We start from the raw sequence: 17,254 nt of genomic DNA on the forward strand, positions 1-17,254 counted from the left end.
TCGCATCAACGCGACGCATGATGGTGAACATAATGATCAACAGACTTAAGGTGACATTCAGCGCGGCAGCGTTTAGTCTGCTGGCAGGAACGGCACTGGCACAGACGCCAGATGCTGACTCCGCGCTGGTCCAGAAGGGGGCATATGTCGCGCGACTGGGTGACTGCGTAGCATGTCATACCGCTCTCCATGGGCAGCCGTACGCAGGCGGGCTTGAAATCAAGAGCCCGATCGGTACGATCTACTCCACGAACATCACGCCGGATCCGACCTACGGTATCGGCCGCTACACCTTCGAAGAATTCGACGAAGCTGTGCGCCACGGTATCCGCAAGGACGGCTCCACGCTGTATCCGGCCATGCCGTATCCCTCCTTCTCGCGCATGACGAAGGAAGACATGCAGGCGCTGTATGCGTACTTCATGCATGGGGTGAAGCCGGTCGCGCAGCCGGACAAGCAGCCGGACATTTCCTGGCCCATGTCCATGCGCTGGCCGCTGGGTATCTGGCGCATGATGTTCTCGCCTTCGCCGAAGGACTTCACGCCGGCGCCGGGCACGGATCCTGAAATCGCACGTGGCGATTATCTGGTCACCGGCCCCGGCCATTGCGGTGCGTGTCATACCCCGCGTGGTTTCGCCATGCAGGAAAAGGCGCTCGATGCGTCTGGTGGACCTGACTTCCTTTCCGGTGGTGCACCGATCGACAACTGGGTCGCGCCGAGCCTGCGCAACGATCCTGTCGTTGGTCTGGGCCGCTGGTCCGAGGATGACATCTACACCTTCCTGAAGTCCGGCCGTATCGATCATTCCGCCGTGTTCGGTGGCATGGGCGATGTGGTGGCATGGAGCACCCAGTACTTCACCGATGACGACCTGCACGCCATCGCAAAGTACCTGAAGAGCCTGCCGCCGGTGCCGCCGTCACAGGGCAACTACACCTACGATCCGTCCACCGCGAACATGCTGGCTTCGGGTAATACCTCCAGCGTTCCGGGTGCTGATACGTATGTGAAGGAATGCGCCATCTGTCACCGTAACGACGGTGGTGGCGTGGCCCGTATGTTCCCGCCGCTGGCTGGTAACCCGGTTGTCGTGACCGAGAACCCGACCTCGCTGGTGAACGTGATCGCACATGGTGGCGTACTGCCGCCGAGCAACTGGGCACCGTCCGCAGTGGCAATGCCGGGTTACAGCAAGTCGCTGTCCGCCCAGCAGATTGCTGATGTGGTCAACTTCATCCGCACCAGCTGGGGCAACAAGGCACCCGGCACCGTTACGGCCGCGGATGTTACCAAGCTGCGCGATACGGGCGCCCCGGTTTCCAGCTCCGGCTGGAACAGCGTCAGCAGTGGCTGGTCGGTCTTCCTGCCGCAGCCTTATGGCTCGGGCTGGACGTTTGCTCCGCAGACGCACACTGGTCAGGACGCCGCACAGTAAGGTGGGTGGGTGGTCCCCCTGCGGGGACCACCGCCTTCTCCTGATACATGTTACCGAAAACCGCCATGGACCCGGTCCGTGGCGGTTTTCTTATGTACGGCAGTCCTCCACACTGGGGCCGAAACCAACAGGGGAGTCACCGGCATGCAACGCATCGTGGTCCTGACCGGGGCCGGCATAAGCCAGGAATCGGGATTGCAGACCTTTCGCGGGGCGGATGGCCTGTGGAACCATGAACGGATCGAGGATATCTGCACGCCACAGGGCTTCCGGCGTGACCCCATGCGCGTGGACCGCTTTTACAACGGTCTGCGCGCGCAGTTGCCCGGCGTTCACCCCAATGCCGCCCATGTGGCCCTGGCGGATCTGGAACGGGCAGGGCGGGAGGGCCGCTGGAACGGGCAGATAACCGTCATCACCCAGAATATCGACGATCTGCACGAACGCGCTGGCAGCCGGAACGTTATCCACATGCATGGTGAACTGCTGCGCCTGCGCTGCACAAGCTGCCACGCCACCCCGCAATGGCGGACGGACTGTTACCCTGATACCCCCTGCCCTGCCTGCGGTCAGCCGACGTTACGACCCGATATCGTCTGGTTTGGGGAAATGCCCTATCACATGGACAGCATCGCCCGACATCTGGCGGAATGTGATCTGTTCGTTGCCATCGGCACATCCGGCGTGGTCTATCCCGCCGCCGGTTTTGTGGACAGCGTGGCCGGGCACGCGGATACGATGCTGTTCAACCTTGAAGTTCCACCCGGCCCCTCCGCCTTTGATCAGGTCATTGTCGGTCCCGCCACACGGACCGTCCCGGCATGGACACGCGACCTGCTGGAAGCATAAGGCTGGACCATGTCCGAAACACTGGAAGAACTGCTGAACGCCATCCGCGCGTGCCAGACCTGTGCCGCTCACCTGCCGCTTGGCCCACGGCCGGTGCTGCACGTCTCGCGCACAGCGCGGCTACTGATCGCAAGCCAGGCCCCCGGCACCCGCGTGCATGAAACCGGACAGTCCTTCAATGATGCTTCTGGTGACAGGCTGCGTGGCTGGATGGGAATCGACCGGGCAACATTCTATGATGCCAGCCGCATTGCGCTGGTTCCCATGGGGCTATGTTACCCCGGCAGGCTGCCACAGGGTGGCGACTGCCCGCCCCGCCCCGAATGCGCACCCCAATGGCGCGCGCGCATCATGGCGCAGATGCCCGATATCAGGCTGACACTGGTGGTGGGGTCCTATGCCCAGCAGCATATCCTGGGCAAGGGACGCGTCAGCGAGCGCTGCCTTGATTTCCGGCGTTACCTGCCACGGTATTTTCCCCTGCCCCATCCGTCATGGCGCACGGGGGCGTGGGAACGGCGCACGCCCCGGTTCGGTGCGGACGTGCTGCCCGCGCTACGGGCCTGCGTGCAGGCCATTCTGGCAGGAGAGGACCTGCCGGACATCCCGCCTTTATCCCCCGCCTTCAGTTCGCCATAAGCAGGACGGCCCGCGCACTGGACAGGATCACGCCCTGTATGCCGGTAATCAGGATCTGCACCCCGATCGACAGCAGGATCAGCGCAGCAAGGCGCGAGACAATACGCGTGCCGGTCGTGCCCAGCAGGCACAGCAACTGATCGGCATAGGTATAGGCTGCCCATACGATCGCGGCCACCAGCATGCCCGCCAGTGACAGCACACCATAAAAGACAAGGTGATGCCCACCCGCAGGCCCTTCCGACCCCAGTGCGATCGCGACGGCAATCGTGCCGGGACCGACGGTAAAGGGCATGGTCAGGGGGAAAAACGCCTGCCCCATCATGTTGCTGCTGGCCTGTGCGTTACTACCCTGGCTTGCCTGCGCCTGCTTGCGGGCCTCTTCCGTTTCGGGGGCCTGCAGCAGGGCCCATGCCCGCACTGCAACCACCAGTCCCCCCGCAATGCGCAGGGCATCGATGGTAATGCCAAAGAATGACAGAACCAGCCCCCCGATCCAGATCGAGGCCAGCATAAGCATGGCGGAATAGAATGCGACCTTGCGTGCCAGCACCATGCAGGTCCGCCGGTCATGTCCCGCCGTAACCTGTGCAAAGATCAGCGCCGCACCCAGCGGATTGACAATGGAAAACAGCGCCGGGAATGCCATGAGAAAGGCGCCGGAGAGGCTGGGCAGCCCCACTACGGTGGAAAAATGGGTCAGCAGCCCTGCATGACTGGTCATGGATGCCCTTTCATGCTGCCGGGAAAGCACATGTCCTTATTCTTGCGCCTGTGCCGGGACATGGAACGAGGAGCGCATCAGGATGCGGACCATGCTCAGGTCATCCGCCGCCGCACACAGGTATCCCGGATGGGTGGGATGTCCTTCTTCCGTCAGGGGCCACGGCGTCAGGCCCAGTTCGTTATACACAGGCAGCAGGCTGACCCCGACATGCCAGAAAACCGGCTGGCAGCCCTCCTGTACCGCAAGGTCGCGCAGCCACCATATGGCGGATGTGCAGTCATCCGCCTTGCCCGCCGGATCGCCCAGCCCGACCAGATACGGACCCAGCCGCACAAACGGCAGCAGCGCCTGCCTACGCGCGCCGGGTATCAGCCCCTCCGGCACCGGCGTCGTCTGCCCCAGATCGTCCAGCGAGTGGTCAAAGCTGTGATACAGGGCCTGCGTCTGTGCATTCCACGGCATCACCTGAATGCGGCCCGGCCGCACCAGCCGCACGATCATGACCAGCGCCAGCATGACCGCAAGCCCCAGCGTCCACTGGGCAATGCCCGGACGCGTGGCGAACAGCATGATTTCCCACCAGCTTCCACCCGCGGAATCATGCGGACCCGCCATGACCAGAATCACGATGGAACTGATCAGCAGCACCAGCGACACGATGGTATGGGAGGACAGCGGTTCGCTCATGATCCGCGCATGGCGGTAATATGACCCGCGGAAGGGGGCGATCAGCATGCACACCAGCATGAACAGTCCCGGCACACCCACCGGCGAGCCCCGCAGCAGCGTCAGCATGCACGCCGCCGCCAGAAGCACCATCGTGGCCTTCCACGCCAGCGTCACGCGCTGCGACAGGCCAATGCCAAGCCCGATCAGCACCACCCCGATCAGCGATAGCAGGTAATCCCCCAACGTCGCAAACAGGGGCTGCATGCGCCCTGCATTCAGCCAGTTTTCCGGGTCCAGCAACGTCAGCGCCAGCAGCAGGCCACCACATAGCGAGACCGCCCCCGTTGCCACCGCCACGGAAAAATCGGCCTCGCTTTCCCGTATGACCTGGCTGGGGCGGCCCATGCGCGGCCCCCGCACCGGACTGCGCGCGTCCACCTTGCGCGACAGGGCGGCGTCCCCCCGCAGGAACAGTTCATGGGCGGCGAACATGATCCCGGCCACGAACAGGGGCACGATATAATAGAACAGCCGGAAGATCAGGATGGCGGTCACGATGCGGGTCGCGGGCACGTAAGGACCCAGCGCGAACATCATCGCGCCATCAAAGACGCCAAGGCCACCAGGCACGCTGGCCACAAGCCCTGCGGTATAGGAGGCGATATAGATGGCAAGGAACGTACCGTAATCCAGACCGGGTGCCACAGGCAGGAAGGTGTAGGCAATGGCCGCTGTCGCCGCGACTTCCAGTGTCGCAACAACCGTCTGCATGATCGCCATGCCCGAGGACGGGAATGTGATCTGCCAGCGCCATATCCGGACCTCGTCCACATAACGGCCCATGATGATATAGGCCAGAACCCCGCCCCACAGCATAATCCCCACCAGCCGCATGAGGATGGCGGGCAACGTATGGCCGATGAATGGCACCGTACCGGGTTCCAGCACCAGCACGCTACCGATCAGCACCGCCGCCCCCAAAAGGTAGGTGGCGGAACAGAAGGCGATGATCTGCGCGACCTGAAGCGGCTTCAGCCCCCAGTTGCCATACAGCCTGAAGCGGACTGCCGCACCGGAAATGGCGGAAAACCCGAGATTGTGCGACAGCACATACGAACAGAACGCGGCAAACGCAGTACGCCTGAAGCCAAGCGGGCAGCCCACCTGCCGCACCGCAAGCCAGTCATAGAAGGACAGGACCAGATAGGACAGCAGCGTAAACCCCGCCCCGGCCCATAATGTCCCCACCGGAATGGCCGCCAGCGCGTGGCTTATGTCACGCCAGTGCAGGTGGCGTACCTCGCGCTGCACCACCACCACGGCCCCGACCAGCAGCAGCAGCCCCAGCACATGCGGCAGGTGCCGCAGCAGGGGATGCCGGGCGGGAGATGGCCTGGTGGTCCTGGCCGCATCCCTGTCCTCATCCCGCGGGGAGGGGGGAGTGTGCAACGGACGGTCGGCCATGGGCTGGCCCTTAGGCCACTGCCCCTTCGTTACGGGTCAGCGCGGCCTCGATCAGGGCCACGGTTTCCGAAATCCCGTACAGCGCCACGAAAATCCCAAAACGCGGACCTTCCTTCTGCCCCAGCAGCACTTCATACAGGCAGCCGAACCAGGCCCGCAGCGGTTCGAAGCCATGGGTCTTGCCGATCTCGAACACAAGGTTCTGGCAGGTATCGGGGGAGACATCCTCCCCTTCCAGTCCACGCAGGGCTTCGGCCAGATCGGCCAGCGCCTTGCGTTCATGTGCATCCGGCGCACGGTAATGCTTCGTCGGGCGAACGAAATCGGCATAATAGACGATGGCGTGGTCCACCAGACGTGCCAGCATGGGGCAGCTTTCTGGCGTGGCCTGCGCATCATAACGCTGGATGAACTTCCACAGCACGTCCGGCGTCTCGGCATTGGCGACGGAGGCGAGGTTGAGCAGCATGCCAAACGTGATCGGGCTGCCCGCATCCGCCGGGATCGTGCCCTTGTGGATGAACCATGCCGGATTGGTCAGCAGGACGGGATCTTCCGCCGCCAGCGTCTTTGCCTTGGCCACATGCGCCAGATATTCATCCGTCGCCTTGGGGATCACGTCAAAGAACAGGCGCTTGGCACGCTGCGGCGCATTGAACATGTACTGTCCCAGGCTTTCGGGCGGGGCATAGCGCAGCCATTCCTCGACCGAGATGCCATTGCCCTTCGACTTGGAAATCTTCTGCCCGTTCTGATCCAGGAACAGTTCATAGGTCAGGCCCGCAGGCGGCTGACCACCAAGGATCCGGCAGATCCTGCCCGACAGACGTACGCTGTCGATCAGGTCCTTGCCCGACATTTCATAATCAACGCCCAGCGCATACCAGCGCATGGCCCAGTCGGCCTTCCACTGCATCTTGGCATGGCCACCGGTGACCGGGGTCTCGAACGTCTCGCCGTCCTCATCGGTCCAGCGCACCGTGCCCGCCACGGGGTCGATGGCGTCCATCTTCACCTGCATGACCTGGCCGGTACGCGGGTGAATGGGCAGGACGGGGGAATAGGTGGCGCGACGTTCCTCGCCCAGCGTGGGGGCGATCACGGCCACGATCTTGTCATGCACTTCCAGCACGCGCTTCAGGGCCGCATCAAAGCGGCCGCCTTCATAATACTGCGTGGAGGATGCGAATTCATAATCAAACCCGAACCCGTCAAGGAAGGCACGCAGGCGGGCATTATTATGGGCGGCAAAGGATTCGTGCGTACCGAACGGATCGGGCACGCGCGACAGCGGCCTGCCGATGAACTGGCGCAGCATGTCCTGGTTGGGCACGTTGTCCGGCACCTTGCGCAGGGCGTCCATGTCATCGGAAAACGCCAGCAGGCGCGTGGGCAGGCCGGTCAGCTTCGTAAACGCCTGCCGCACCCATGACGTGCGCGCGACCTCGCCAAACGTGCCGATATGGGGCAGGCCCGACGGGCCATAGCCGGTTTCCAGCAGAACAGGACGGTCAGCCGTCACCTCACGCGCGGTGTTGCCGACATGCGCGGACAGTTTGGCGGCCTCCTCGAACGGCCAGGACTTCGGGAGGGGCGAGATAAGGGGACGATGCTGTTCTGACATGGACCGGCAAGCTATGGACAGGAGGGGCGCGGGTCAATCCATCCTATTCCACACCCGGGGGTACAGCAATAATAATGACATGACACGCGGCGGGCGACAGATGCCCGCAGGTGCCCTATATCATTTACGGACATGCCAGACACCCCGCCCCTGCCGGACAGTGCGCCGGCGATCATTCCCCGCAACGGCGCATGGTCGGTCCTGACCCCGGATGGGGAAATCCTGTCCATGTCGGCCGACGACATACGGCGTGAACTGCCACAGTGGCCGGCGCCCATGGTCATCCATGCGCCCGCCACCGCACGCAGGCTGGACCTGCCGCCGCCACCGCGCCCCAGCCCATGGCTGGACCTGCTGGAACTGTTCGCCTTCGCCCTGCCCGCCCACGGCGTGCCACCGACCGCGCGCGGGCTGGGAACGGCGCTGGGCATTGCCGAAAACAGGCTGGATGCACCCGAGGCCGACCTGCTGCCCGACCTGGCATTTGAACTGCTGCGCCGGATCGCGGCCATCCGCAACACACCCGCAGGCGGCATAAGGACAGCGCTGGCGTGGAGCATGCGCAAGGCCGGATGGGCATGGGGGCCGTCGGTCTGCGCCGCACTGGGGCTCCCCCCCGCAGGCGGCCTGCCTGCAGGCATGATCCAGCCCAACGAGGCGCTGAAGATCTGGACGCGCCTGCCAAAATGGGAAGAAACCGCACCCCGCCCGGCCCCTGCGGCCCACCCCGTCACGGGGGAGGAAGCGCGCGCCCACCTGCGCACCATACTGGGTGAAGGGGCGGAACACCGCCCGGCGCAGGACGCCTTCAGCCACATTGCCGCCCGTGCCTTCGCCCCCCGCACGACACAGGGCGACCCGCATATGGTGCTGGCGGAAGCGGGCACCGGCACCGGCAAGACCCTTGGCTATGTCGCCCCTGCCAGCATCTGGGCAACCCGCAACGGCGGGACGGTCTGGATCAGTACCTATACCCGCCACCTGCAGCGCCAGATCGAATCGGAACTGGCCCGCGTCTATCCCGATCCCGACATCCGGCGCAGCCATGTGGTGGTGCGCAAGGGGCGCGAGAACTATCTGTGCCTGCTGAACATGGAAGAAAGCGTGAATATCGCGCTGTCACGTGGGCAGGCAGGCAACCACACCATCATCGGGCTGGCGCTTGTGGCGCTGTGGGCGGCGCATACGCGTGATGGCGACCTGTTTGGCGGCGACCTGCCGGGATGGTTTGCCGACCTGTTCGGGCGCGGCCTGCTGACGAGCATTGCCGACCGGCGCGGCGAATGCATCCATGGCGCGTGCCCGCATTACCAGCAGTGCATGGTCGAACATTCCATCCGCCGTGCCCGCACGGCCGACCTCGTGATCGCCAACCATGCGCTGGTCATGTCACAGGCGGCATGGCATGCCATGGATGGCGCGGACACCAATAACGAGGACAACACCCCCACCCGCTACATCATGGACGAGGGGCATCATATTGCGGATGCCGCCGACAGCGCCTTCGCCCTGGAACTGTCCGGGCTGGAAGCCGCCGAACTGCGGCGGTGGCTGCTGGGGGCGGAAGGCGCACGGTCGCGCGCGCGGGGACTGCGGCGCAGGCTGGAAGACCTGATGGTACATATCCCCCGGATCGAGACGCCGCTGGACACGGCTCTCATGGCCGCCCGCGCCCTGCCCGCGCCCGGCTGGTCCGCCCGCCTTGCCGCCCTCGACCCCGGCGGCAGGACAGCAGCCCCGGCCGATACGCCAGTGGAAACCGGGGAACCAGCCCTGTCCAACCCATCGGAAGTGCTGCTGCATGAACTGCGCCAGCAGGTGCTGGCCCGCACGCATGGCAGTCCCGAAGGAGGTGGCCGGCGCAGCGACAGCGAATGCGACCTGCACCCCATGCCCGACTCCCTGCATGCGGCGGCGCAGGGACTGGAGCGCGCGCTGCGTCGGCTGGCCGAACCGCTGCGCATCCTGATCGCGCGGCTGGATGAAGCACTGGAAACCGAAGCCGACTGGCTGGATACCCCCATGCGCGAGCGGATTGCCGCCGCCATCCGCTCGATCCGTCGCCGCGCGCTATCGCGCGTGGATGGCTGGTGCGCCATGCTGGGCACCATGCAGGCAGGTGAGCCACCGCCCGATGGCGGGACACCGCAGTATATCGACTATATCCGCATGGACCGGCGCGAGGGCCAGAACCCTGGCGAGCGGGATGTGGGCCTGTATCGCCACTGGCTGGACCCGACCATTCCGTTTGCCAGCGTGCTGGCGGCCCCGGCGCATGGCGTCCTGGTCACATCCGCGACGCTGCGTGATGAAACGGGCGAGGACACGGCGAATGACAGTGCCGAACGCGCATGGGACGCGGCGGAAGCCCGGTCCGGTGCAATTCACCTGCCATCCCCCGCCATCCGGTCGTCATTTCCCAGCCCGTTCGATTACGCCCGACAGAGCCGCGCCTTCATCATCACCGACGTGGCGCATGATGATCCCGCCGCCCTTGCGGGGGCTTACCGCACGCTGTTCATGGCATCGAACGGTGGCGCGCTGGGGCTGTTTACCGCCATATCGCGGCTGAGGGAGGTGTACAGGCGCATCCTGACCCCGCTGGAGGCAGCAGGGCTGCCGCTGTTCGCGCAGCATGTGGACCCGATGGACAATGCCACGCTGGTGGACATCCTGCGCAGTGAGCGCAATGCCTGCCTGCTGGGCACGGATGCGATGCGTGATGGGGTGGATGTGCCGGGCAATGCGCTGCGGCTGGTGGCGTTCGAGCGCGTGCCATGGCCGCGTCCCGACATCCTGCACCGTGAACGGCGCATTCACCTGTCCGGTGGCGCGCCGGGCCGTTATGATGACCGGATCGCCCGCCTGCGCCTGCGCCAGGCATTCGGGCGCCTGATCCGCAGCCGGCAGGACAGGGGTGTATTCGTCCTGCTGGACCGGCGCACCCCGTCACGCCTCCTGTCCGCCTTCCCCGAAGGGGTGGCGGTGCGCCGCCTTGGACTGAGCGCGGCAGCACGGGAGATCACGGCCTTCCTGCAGGCGCAGGACACCTCCGTGGATCAGCTTTCCTGATCAGTGCTCCCCAATGCTTCCCGCCCCGCCAGGGGCTGTGCGTCAGAGCGCCTTGAGGTTGGTCGCGGCGGCCTTGCCACGTTCCATGGCGATGTCATAGCTGACCGCCTGATCCTCGTTCAGGCCACGCAGGCCGGCGGCCTGCACCGCGGTGATGTGCACAAACACGTCCTTGCCGCCATCATCAGGCATGATGAAGCCAAAACCCTTGGTTGCGTTGAACCATTTTACTTTTCCGGTAGCCATAGCCAGTCTCTTCTCCAGCGCCATCCTTGCCGGTCCTAATACCGGCAATCCGGGCGCGTGCCTTTACGGCCATGAAAAAAACGGGGCATCCGGAAAACACCCTGCAGCTTTCACGTCGTTCGTGCACCATAGGGGCAGCATGAAATGGGCCGCCCTGTCAAATCATGAGATACGCCGCCCCCCAGGATCGAGATATAATATATCAAAAAACAGTGATCTTCCTCCCGATGGCAGACCCGTTGATTTCCGGCGTCCGGCAGCGCCGCATGCCACGACCCGCAGGCAGGCGACAGGACAGCCCGGACATGCCTCACCCCTCCCCACAGGACAGAGCGCCCATGAGCCAGAACATATATGACCAGCCGGATTTCTTTCATGGCTACAGCCAGTTGCCCCGCTCACGCGACGGGCTGGACGCGGCGGCGGAATGGCCTGCCATGCAGGCCCTGCTTCCACCGCTTGAGGGCACGCGCATCGTTGATCTGGGCTGCGGGTTTGGCTGGTTCTGCCGCTGGGCCAGCGCGCGCCATGCCCGGTCCATACTGGGGATAGACCTGTCGGAAAACATGCTGGCCCGTGCCCGCGGCTTCGGTCATGACGCGGCCATTACCTATGTCCGGCAGGATCTGGAAACGCTGGAACTGCCCCCGGCTGCGTTTGACCTGGCCTACAGTTCGCTGGCGCTGCACTATGTCAGCGATCTGGCCGCGCTGTTGCAGACCATTCATGACAGCCTGCTACCGGACGGCCATTTCGTGTTTTCCACCGAGCACCCGATCTACACCGCCCCGTCCCATCCCGACTGGGCGCAGGACGCGACGGGCGCGCGGATCTGGCCCCTCAATGACTACCAGAAGGAAGGCCCGCGCAGCACGGACTGGCTGGCGCCCGGCGTCATCAAGCAGCACCGCACGCTGGGTACCCTGATCAACGCGCTGATCGACACGGGCTTTACCGTGACGCATGTGGAGGAATGGAGTCCGACCGACCAAGACCTTGCCGCCCACCCCGACTGGGCACCCGAACGGGACCGGCCGACCTTCCTGCTGATCGCAGCCCGCAAACAGGCGGCCCCGTGAAATCCGGCCCATAAAAAAAGCGGGCGTGACCGAAGTCACACCCGCTTTCTTCAACGGTCCGGATGGAAAAGGGACAGCGGGCGAACCCGCCATCCCCGTCCCTCCGGGGTAGCCGGAGGCCGGACTTAGAAGTCCATGCCACCCATGCCGCCCATTCCGCCCATGCCACCTTCCGGCATTGCAGGGGCCTTCTTTTCCGGGCGCTCGGCCACCATCGCTTCGGTGGTGATCAGCAGGCCGGCAACCGATGCCGCATCCTGCAGCGCCGTGCGGACAACCTTCATCGGGTCGATGATACCGGCGTCCACCAGGTCCTTGTAATCACCGATCTGGGCATCGAAACCGAAGGTGTAGGTATCGTTTTCCAGAACCTTGCCGGCAATGACCGCACCATCTTCACCCGCGTTGTGGGCGATCTGGCGCAGCGGAGCCTGCAGAGCCTTGCGGATGATGTCCGCACCGACGCGCTGGTCATCGTTATGGAAGTGCAGGCCACCCAGCTTGGTCGATGCGCGGGCAAGCGCCGTGCCGCCGCCGGGGACAATGCCTTCCTCAACCGCCGCACGGGTCGCGTGCAGGGCGTCGTCAACGCGGTCCTTGCGTTCCTTCACCTCGATCTCGGTGGAGCCACCGACGCGGATCACGGCAACGCCGCCAGCCAGCTTCGCCAGACGTTCCTGCAGCTTTTCACGGTCGTAGTCCGAGGTGGTTTCCTCGATCTGCGCGCGGATCTGGGCGCAACGGCCCTTGATGCCATCCGTGCTGCCCGCACCTTCGACAATGGTGGTGTTTTCCTTGTCGATGTGCACCTTCTTCGCGGTGCCCAGCATGTCGAGCGTCACGCTCTCGAGCTTGATGCCGAGGTCTTCGCTGATGACTTGGCCACCGGTCAGGATCGCGATGTCTTCCAGCATGGCCTTGCGACGGTCACCGAAGCCCGGCGCCTTGACGGCGGCGATCTTCAGGCCACCACGCAGCTTGTTGACCACCAGGGTCGCCAGCGCTTCGCCATCAACGTCTTCCGCAATGATCAGCAGCGGGCGGCCGGACTGCACGACGGCTTCCAGCAGCGGCAGGATCGGCTGCAGCGAAGACAGCTTCTTTTCGTGGATCAGGATGTAGGGGCTGTCCAGATCGACAGTCATCTTTTCCGCATTCGTCACGAAATACGGGGAGATGTAGCCACGGTCGAACTGCATGCCCTCGACCACGTCCAGCTCGGTGTGCAGGCCCTTGGCCTCTTCCACCGTGATGACGCCTTCGGAGCCGACCTTCTGCATGGCCTGCGAGATCATCTCGCCGATTTCCTTTTCGCCATTGGCGGAAATCGTGCCGACCTGTGCCGTTTCGGCCGGGGTCGTGATCTTCTTTGCGTTCTTCTTCAGCTCTTCAACGACAACGCCAACCGCCTTGTCGATGCCGCGCTTGAGGTCCATCGGGTTCATGCCTGCGGCAACCGCCTTGGCACCTTCACGCACGATGGCCTGCGCCAGCACGGTTGCGGTGGTGGTGCCGTCGCCCGCGATGTCGTTGGTCTTGGATGCGACCTCACGGACCATCTGCGCGCCCATGTTCTCGAACTTGTCGGCCAGTTCGATTTCCTTGGCGACGGAGACACCGTCCTTCGTGATGCGCGGTGCGCCGAAGCTCTTGTCCAGGACAACGTTACGACCCTTCGGGCCCAGCGTCACCTTTACCGCGTCTGCAAGAATGTCCACGCCACGCAGCATGCGCTGGCGGGCTTCACCGCCGAACTTTACGTCCTTGGCTGCCATTTTCTTCTTCTCCGATATGGAAAGTTCTAAAGGTTTACTCGGTCAGGAAAGCACCGGGTGGATCAGCCGACCACGCCCATGATGTCGCTTTCCTTCATGATCAGCAGTTCTTCACCGTCGATCGTCACTTCCGTGCCCGACCACTTGCCGAACAGGACGCGGTCACCCGCCTTCACGTCGAGGGGCACGATCTGGCCCTGCTCGTTACGGGCACCTGCGCCCACCGAGATCACCTCGCCTTCCATCGGCTTTTCCTTGGCAGTCTCAGGGATGATGATACCACCTGCTGTTTTTTCCTCGCTCTTGAGGCGACGGACGACCACACGGTCATGCAGGGGACGAAATTTCGTCATGGATCGCTCCAAATCTCTTAAAAGGTAACGCCCTTGAATCAAGCAACGCCACCGGTTGGCGCGCGCGCCAGGCCGCATCGCGTTAGCACTCCCCTCATGAGAGTGCTAAGAAGCAGATAGGAAGCCCCCCGACAGGTGTCAAGAAGCGCGACGGAGCCGGGCGCGCATAATTCGCGCCCCAGGGGCCACAAAGAATGACGCCCCATTTTTATTGTTTTATATCAGATAGTTATTCAACATCAGCCGACCCCGCCAAAAGCGGCAGCCCAGCCTTCACCCCAGCGCATGATGGCGGGGCTGCCGATTCCTTCCGCCAGACAGGAACAGCCTGCGTGCCCGACGCCTTTTCCGATGTCTGCCAGCCCACTGTCGGAATGCCCGTAACCGTAGCCTTGATGGGGTATCCTGCCTTCCGGTGACCATCACTCGGCAGCAGGCCGATTACGCCGCATCCCGGTCACAGGGCAACCGCCCCGCCCCGAATGGAATGCACGCATGCAGCCGGTTCTGATGCCCTGTCGTAGCAGCACCATGAAACCCCTGCTTCACTGGCAAATGAATACAAGGACTACCAAAGCGCTACCTATCATGAAAGTCAGCCCCAGATAGATTCCAGTCATCCGGATGATGATAGCGCGCAGGTTACCGTTCAAAACAGTCAGATTTTTGAAGGCACCCTGAACGGCAACACGTTCGATCCTGTTTCGATTGCAGACGAAAATTACGCGCCTTCCAGCTCCGATATCATGCAGGCCGATGCAGGGATGGCTGGCGATAATACGATATCGCTGAACAGCGATTATAATGGCACAACGAATACCGGCCTGGTCGAAGCCACAACAACGGGCGACGATGGTGGCAAGGAAAGCATGCTGCTGCAACAGACCCCGTACACGACGGCGGACGGGACCGGCACCATCTTCTACGTGCCCGAGCAGACAATAACCGACACATATAATGGTCAGACCTATGATGAGGGCGTAGTAGGCGGCGAAGGGGAGTACATTGAAACCACGTCCACGACATATACGGCTGTCAATGACATTCCGTCCTCTCAGGATCTTGTCAGCAACGGCAATTCCTTTGCACCGATCGATACCGCCTGCTTCGTAACCGGCACCTTCATCCGCACGCCCGATGGGGATGTCACGGTCGAGGATCTGAAATTCGGGGACATGGTGCTGACATCCAGCGGGCAGATCCGGCCGGTACGCTGGATCGGCAACCTGCATGTCACCAACCTGCCATCGCAGGACTGCGCACGGGCACGGAACCTGTGGCCGGTACGCATCGCGGCGCATGCCTTCGCGACCAACGTACCCGACCGGGATCTGGTCGTCTCCCCCGGTCACGCCATTGCCGTGACCGTCATGGACGCAGTGTTCACCCAGGCCATCCGTCTGGTCAATGGCGCGACGATCCGCCAGGAACCACGTGACAGCGTGACCTACTGGCATGTGGAACTGGACAGCCATGACGTGCTGCTGTCGAACAACCTGCCCAGTGAAAGCTATCTGGACGTGGGCAACCGCGCGGCGCTCGGGCTGAATGTCCCTGCCCTGCGTCCGGCTGCGTCCGTGTCGGATTATGCCCGTCCGCTGGTTGAAGACGGGCCGGTCATCGACGCCATCCGTGCACGCCTTGTCGCCCGGGCACGGGGTCTGGGCTGGCAGGTTTCAAGCCGTTCCAACATGCACCTGACTGTGGATGGCAGGCGGGTCGAGGCCGTGATGAATGGCGATCAGGCCTGCTTCACCTTCCCGGCGACAGCACAGAACGTGCATCTCCGCAGCCGTACGTTCCGTCCTGCCGAATGGGAAAGCTGTTCCGACACCCGTACGCTCGGCCTGTCCCTGTCTGGTCTGCACATTGCCGACGGACTGGGTCATGAAGCGGACATCGCACTGGATCATGCCAACCTTGAAAACCAGTTCCATGAAGGCGAAGCGGCTGACAACGTGGCATGGCGCTGGACCCGCGGTGACCTGCACCTGCCCCCCGAGTTATGGGCGAACTGCAAGGGCCAGGTTACCCTGACGCTGACCCTGCAGCATGCGAACGGGCAGTACTGGGATCAGGCTGGCGCAGAAAATGACGACGCCCCTGCAGGCGATGCCCATATGTCGCGCATGCAGGCCTGATTCCGCCTGCGCCTTGCGTAGCCTGATGAAAGGGGAGGCATTCCGGGAATGCCTCCCCTTTCATGTATTGATGGGCAACCACCTGTTTACTTTCCGTTGAATGAACAGGCCGCCCACGCCGGACCGGCGATCAGGTAAGGCAGCTATCCCATGCGTTTCGCCAGATGCCTTCACTGCCCTGTAGTGCACGCGACCGCGATATTGCCGGGTCACATACCCCCTGTCTTCTCCATGAACACCATTCCCGCCACGCGGGGCCCGTCCATTCCGAACGGGCCAGAGGCATGAATGCAGGGCTCCCCGGTGCATGCCCGCCTGACAGCAGGAAACCACCAGCAGATCAGGCCATATGCGCACGGCAGGCCGGTCGGCAGGACAGGGGAAAATTCTTATAAACTGTCTCCTCACGCGGGTTTCATATTGACGCATGGGGTCCCCGCATCATTGTGTGACGGGCAACGAAGGAATGAATGGAGTAAAAGCCATGGGCGCAGACATCACCGTTACAGCGGCGGACGGGCACACATTTTCCGCCTACCGGGCCGGTCGGCCGGATGCCGCGCGCTGCGTTGTGGTGGTACAGGAAATCTTCGGGGTAACGCCCTATATCCGGTCCGTATGTGATTCATTTGCGGCGGAAGGGTATCAGGCCATTGCCCCTGCCCTGTTTGACCGCGTCAGGCGCAACACCATCCTGCCCTATGACGGCACCGGCATGCAGGAAGGCCTGACCCTGCGCAGCCAGATTGCGCAGGACGACACGCTGAAGGATCTTGTCGCGGCGGCGGACATGCTTCCGGCAGAGAAAAAAGGCATTGTCGGGTTCTGCTGGGGCGGCAAGCTGGCATGGGAAGCGGCGTGCCATACCAAGGCGTTCGCGGCGGCGGTGGCATGGTATGGCGGGGGCATTGCCCAAACCCGCAACCAAGTCCCCAACTGCCCGGTGCAGCTTCATTTCGGCGCGGAAGATGCCCATATCCCCGCTGACGAGGTCGACGCCATCCGTGCCGCGCATGAGGATATCGAGATTTTCACATATGACGGCGCCGATCACGGCTTCGGCTGCACTGATCGCCCATCTTATAACGAAGCTGCCGCCACGCTGGCCATGCAGCGCACGCTGAGCTTTTTTGAACACTGGCTCTGACACGTCGCGCATGAAAAATGCCCATGCCGT

13 protein-coding genes are annotated in these 17,254 nt (G+C 63.3%); 7 read left to right on the top strand and 6 right to left on the bottom strand.

What is annotated here, in order from left to right:
* Positions 1–32: 32 nt before the first annotated feature.
* From HNO79_RS00420 to HNO79_RS00430, 3 genes are all read left to right on the top strand, one after another.
* Complete coding sequence (locus tag HNO79_RS00420; protein ID WP_232275690.1) at positions 33–1,439, top strand: c-type cytochrome; 1,407 nt, start codon at positions 33–35, stop codon at positions 1,437–1,439.
* 144 nt (positions 1,440–1,583) lie between these two features.
* Complete coding sequence (locus HNO79_RS00425; protein WP_214164362.1) at positions 1,584–2,288, top strand: NAD-dependent deacylase; 705 nt, start codon at positions 1,584–1,586, stop codon at positions 2,286–2,288.
* Positions 2,289–2,297: 9 nt separating this feature from the next.
* Positions 2,298–2,927 carry a uracil-DNA glycosylase family protein gene (locus HNO79_RS00430; protein ID WP_200410497.1) on the top strand — a complete coding sequence of 210 codons (630 nt, stop codon included), beginning with the start codon at positions 2,298–2,300 and terminating at the stop codon, positions 2,925–2,927.
* Here the strand turns inward: HNO79_RS00430 and HNO79_RS00435 are convergent.
* The 3 genes from HNO79_RS00435 to HNO79_RS00445 are packed head-to-tail and all read right to left on the bottom strand — an operon-like array spanning position 2,914 to position 7,411.
* The gene (locus HNO79_RS00435; RefSeq protein WP_010513736.1) at positions 2,914–3,651 is read right to left on the bottom strand and encodes a MarC family protein; all 738 of its coding nucleotides are present in this window, start codon (positions 3,649–3,651) and stop codon (positions 2,914–2,916) included. The genes HNO79_RS00430 and HNO79_RS00435 overlap by 14 nt on opposite strands.
* A 36-nt stretch (positions 3,652–3,687) precedes the next feature.
* Positions 3,688–5,787 (bottom strand): lysylphosphatidylglycerol synthase domain-containing protein, encoded by a 2,100-nt coding sequence (locus HNO79_RS00440; protein WP_214164361.1) that lies wholly within the window; start codon positions 5,785–5,787, stop codon positions 3,688–3,690.
* 10 nt (positions 5,788–5,797) lie between these two features.
* Complete coding sequence (locus tag HNO79_RS00445; protein WP_048855372.1) at positions 5,798–7,411, bottom strand: lysine--tRNA ligase; 1,614 nt, start codon at positions 7,409–7,411, stop codon at positions 5,798–5,800.
* A 132-nt stretch (positions 7,412–7,543) separates the two neighbouring features.
* Here HNO79_RS00445 and HNO79_RS00450 point away from each other — a divergent pair, with 132 nt between their 5' ends.
* Positions 7,544–10,483 (top strand): ATP-dependent DNA helicase, encoded by a 2,940-nt coding sequence (locus HNO79_RS00450; protein ID WP_214164360.1) that lies wholly within the window; start codon positions 7,544–7,546, stop codon positions 10,481–10,483.
* A 42-nt stretch (positions 10,484–10,525) separates the two neighbouring features.
* Here HNO79_RS00450 and HNO79_RS00455 read toward each other — a convergent pair whose 3' ends face one another.
* Positions 10,526–10,729 carry a cold-shock protein gene (locus HNO79_RS00455; RefSeq protein WP_010507660.1) on the bottom strand — a complete coding sequence of 68 codons (204 nt, stop codon included), beginning with the start codon at positions 10,727–10,729 and terminating at the stop codon, positions 10,526–10,528.
* Positions 10,730–11,067: 338 nt separating this feature from the next.
* Here HNO79_RS00455 and HNO79_RS00460 point away from each other — a divergent pair, with 338 nt between their 5' ends.
* A complete protein-coding gene (locus tag HNO79_RS00460; protein WP_214164359.1) occupies positions 11,068–11,808 on the top strand; it encodes a class I SAM-dependent methyltransferase in 741 nt (246 codons plus the stop codon).
* A gap of 125 nt (positions 11,809–11,933) precedes the next feature.
* Here the strand turns inward: HNO79_RS00460 and groL are convergent, their stop codons facing one another.
* Together groL and groES are read right to left on the bottom strand one after the other, a co-directional pair.
* Positions 11,934–13,583 (bottom strand): chaperonin GroEL, encoded by a 1,650-nt coding sequence (gene groL, locus HNO79_RS00465; RefSeq protein ID WP_048855369.1) that lies wholly within the window; start codon positions 13,581–13,583, stop codon positions 11,934–11,936.
* A gap of 62 nt (positions 13,584–13,645) precedes the next feature.
* Positions 13,646–13,936 carry a co-chaperone GroES gene (groES, locus tag HNO79_RS00470; protein ID WP_010513746.1) on the bottom strand — a complete coding sequence of 97 codons (291 nt, stop codon included), beginning with the start codon at positions 13,934–13,936 and terminating at the stop codon, positions 13,646–13,648.
* Positions 13,937–14,700: 764 nt separating this feature from the next.
* Here groES and HNO79_RS00475 point away from each other — a divergent pair.
* Both HNO79_RS00475 and HNO79_RS00480 read left to right on the top strand, forming a co-directional pair.
* Entirely contained in the window at positions 14,701–16,077 is a 1,377-nt protein-coding gene (locus HNO79_RS00475) for a Hint domain-containing protein (RefSeq protein WP_214164358.1), read from the top strand.
* Between the two features lie 484 nt (positions 16,078–16,561).
* The gene (locus tag HNO79_RS00480) at positions 16,562–17,224 is read left to right on the top strand and encodes a dienelactone hydrolase family protein (protein ID WP_010513749.1); all 663 of its coding nucleotides are present in this window, start codon (positions 16,562–16,564) and stop codon (positions 17,222–17,224) included.
* Positions 17,225–17,254: the final 30 nt, after the last annotated feature.

Source organism: Komagataeibacter oboediens (assembly GCF_018491655.1).
In the GTDB taxonomy this organism is placed as follows: Bacteria; Pseudomonadota; Alphaproteobacteria; order Acetobacterales; family Acetobacteraceae; genus Komagataeibacter; species Komagataeibacter oboediens.

What these genes read in the sequence shown, in the direction of transcription:
- HNO79_RS00420 (WP_232275690.1), top strand. Translation starts at nt 33, where the DNA reads ATGATCAACAGACTTAAGGTGACATTCAGCGCGGCAGCGTTTAGTCTG.
- HNO79_RS00425 (WP_214164362.1), top strand. Translation starts at nt 1,584, where the DNA reads ATGCAACGCATCGTGGTCCTGACCGGGGCCGGCATAAGCCAGGAATCG.
- HNO79_RS00430 (WP_200410497.1), top strand. Translation starts at nt 2,298, where the DNA reads ATGTCCGAAACACTGGAAGAACTGCTGAACGCCATCCGCGCGTGCCAG.
- HNO79_RS00435 (WP_010513736.1), bottom strand. Translation starts at nt 3,651, where the DNA reads ATGACCAGTCATGCAGGGCTGCTGACCCATTTTTCCACCGTAGTGGGG.
- HNO79_RS00440 (WP_214164361.1), bottom strand. Translation starts at nt 5,787, where the DNA reads ATGGCCGACCGTCCGTTGCACACTCCCCCCTCCCCGCGGGATGAGGAC.
- HNO79_RS00445 (WP_048855372.1), bottom strand. Translation starts at nt 7,411, where the DNA reads ATGTCAGAACAGCATCGTCCCCTTATCTCGCCCCTCCCGAAGTCCTGG.
- HNO79_RS00450 (WP_214164360.1), top strand. Translation starts at nt 7,544, where the DNA reads ATGCCAGACACCCCGCCCCTGCCGGACAGTGCGCCGGCGATCATTCCC.
- HNO79_RS00455 (WP_010507660.1), bottom strand. Translation starts at nt 10,729, where the DNA reads ATGGCTACCGGAAAAGTAAAATGGTTCAACGCAACCAAGGGTTTTGGC.
- HNO79_RS00460 (WP_214164359.1), top strand. Translation starts at nt 11,068, where the DNA reads ATGAGCCAGAACATATATGACCAGCCGGATTTCTTTCATGGCTACAGC.
- groL (WP_048855369.1), bottom strand. Translation starts at nt 13,583, where the DNA reads ATGGCAGCCAAGGACGTAAAGTTCGGCGGTGAAGCCCGCCAGCGCATG.
- groES (WP_010513746.1), bottom strand. Translation starts at nt 13,936, where the DNA reads ATGACGAAATTTCGTCCCCTGCATGACCGTGTGGTCGTCCGTCGCCTC.
- HNO79_RS00475 (WP_214164358.1), top strand. Translation starts at nt 14,701, where the DNA reads ATGGCTGGCGATAATACGATATCGCTGAACAGCGATTATAATGGCACA.
- HNO79_RS00480 (WP_010513749.1), top strand. Translation starts at nt 16,562, where the DNA reads ATGGGCGCAGACATCACCGTTACAGCGGCGGACGGGCACACATTTTCC.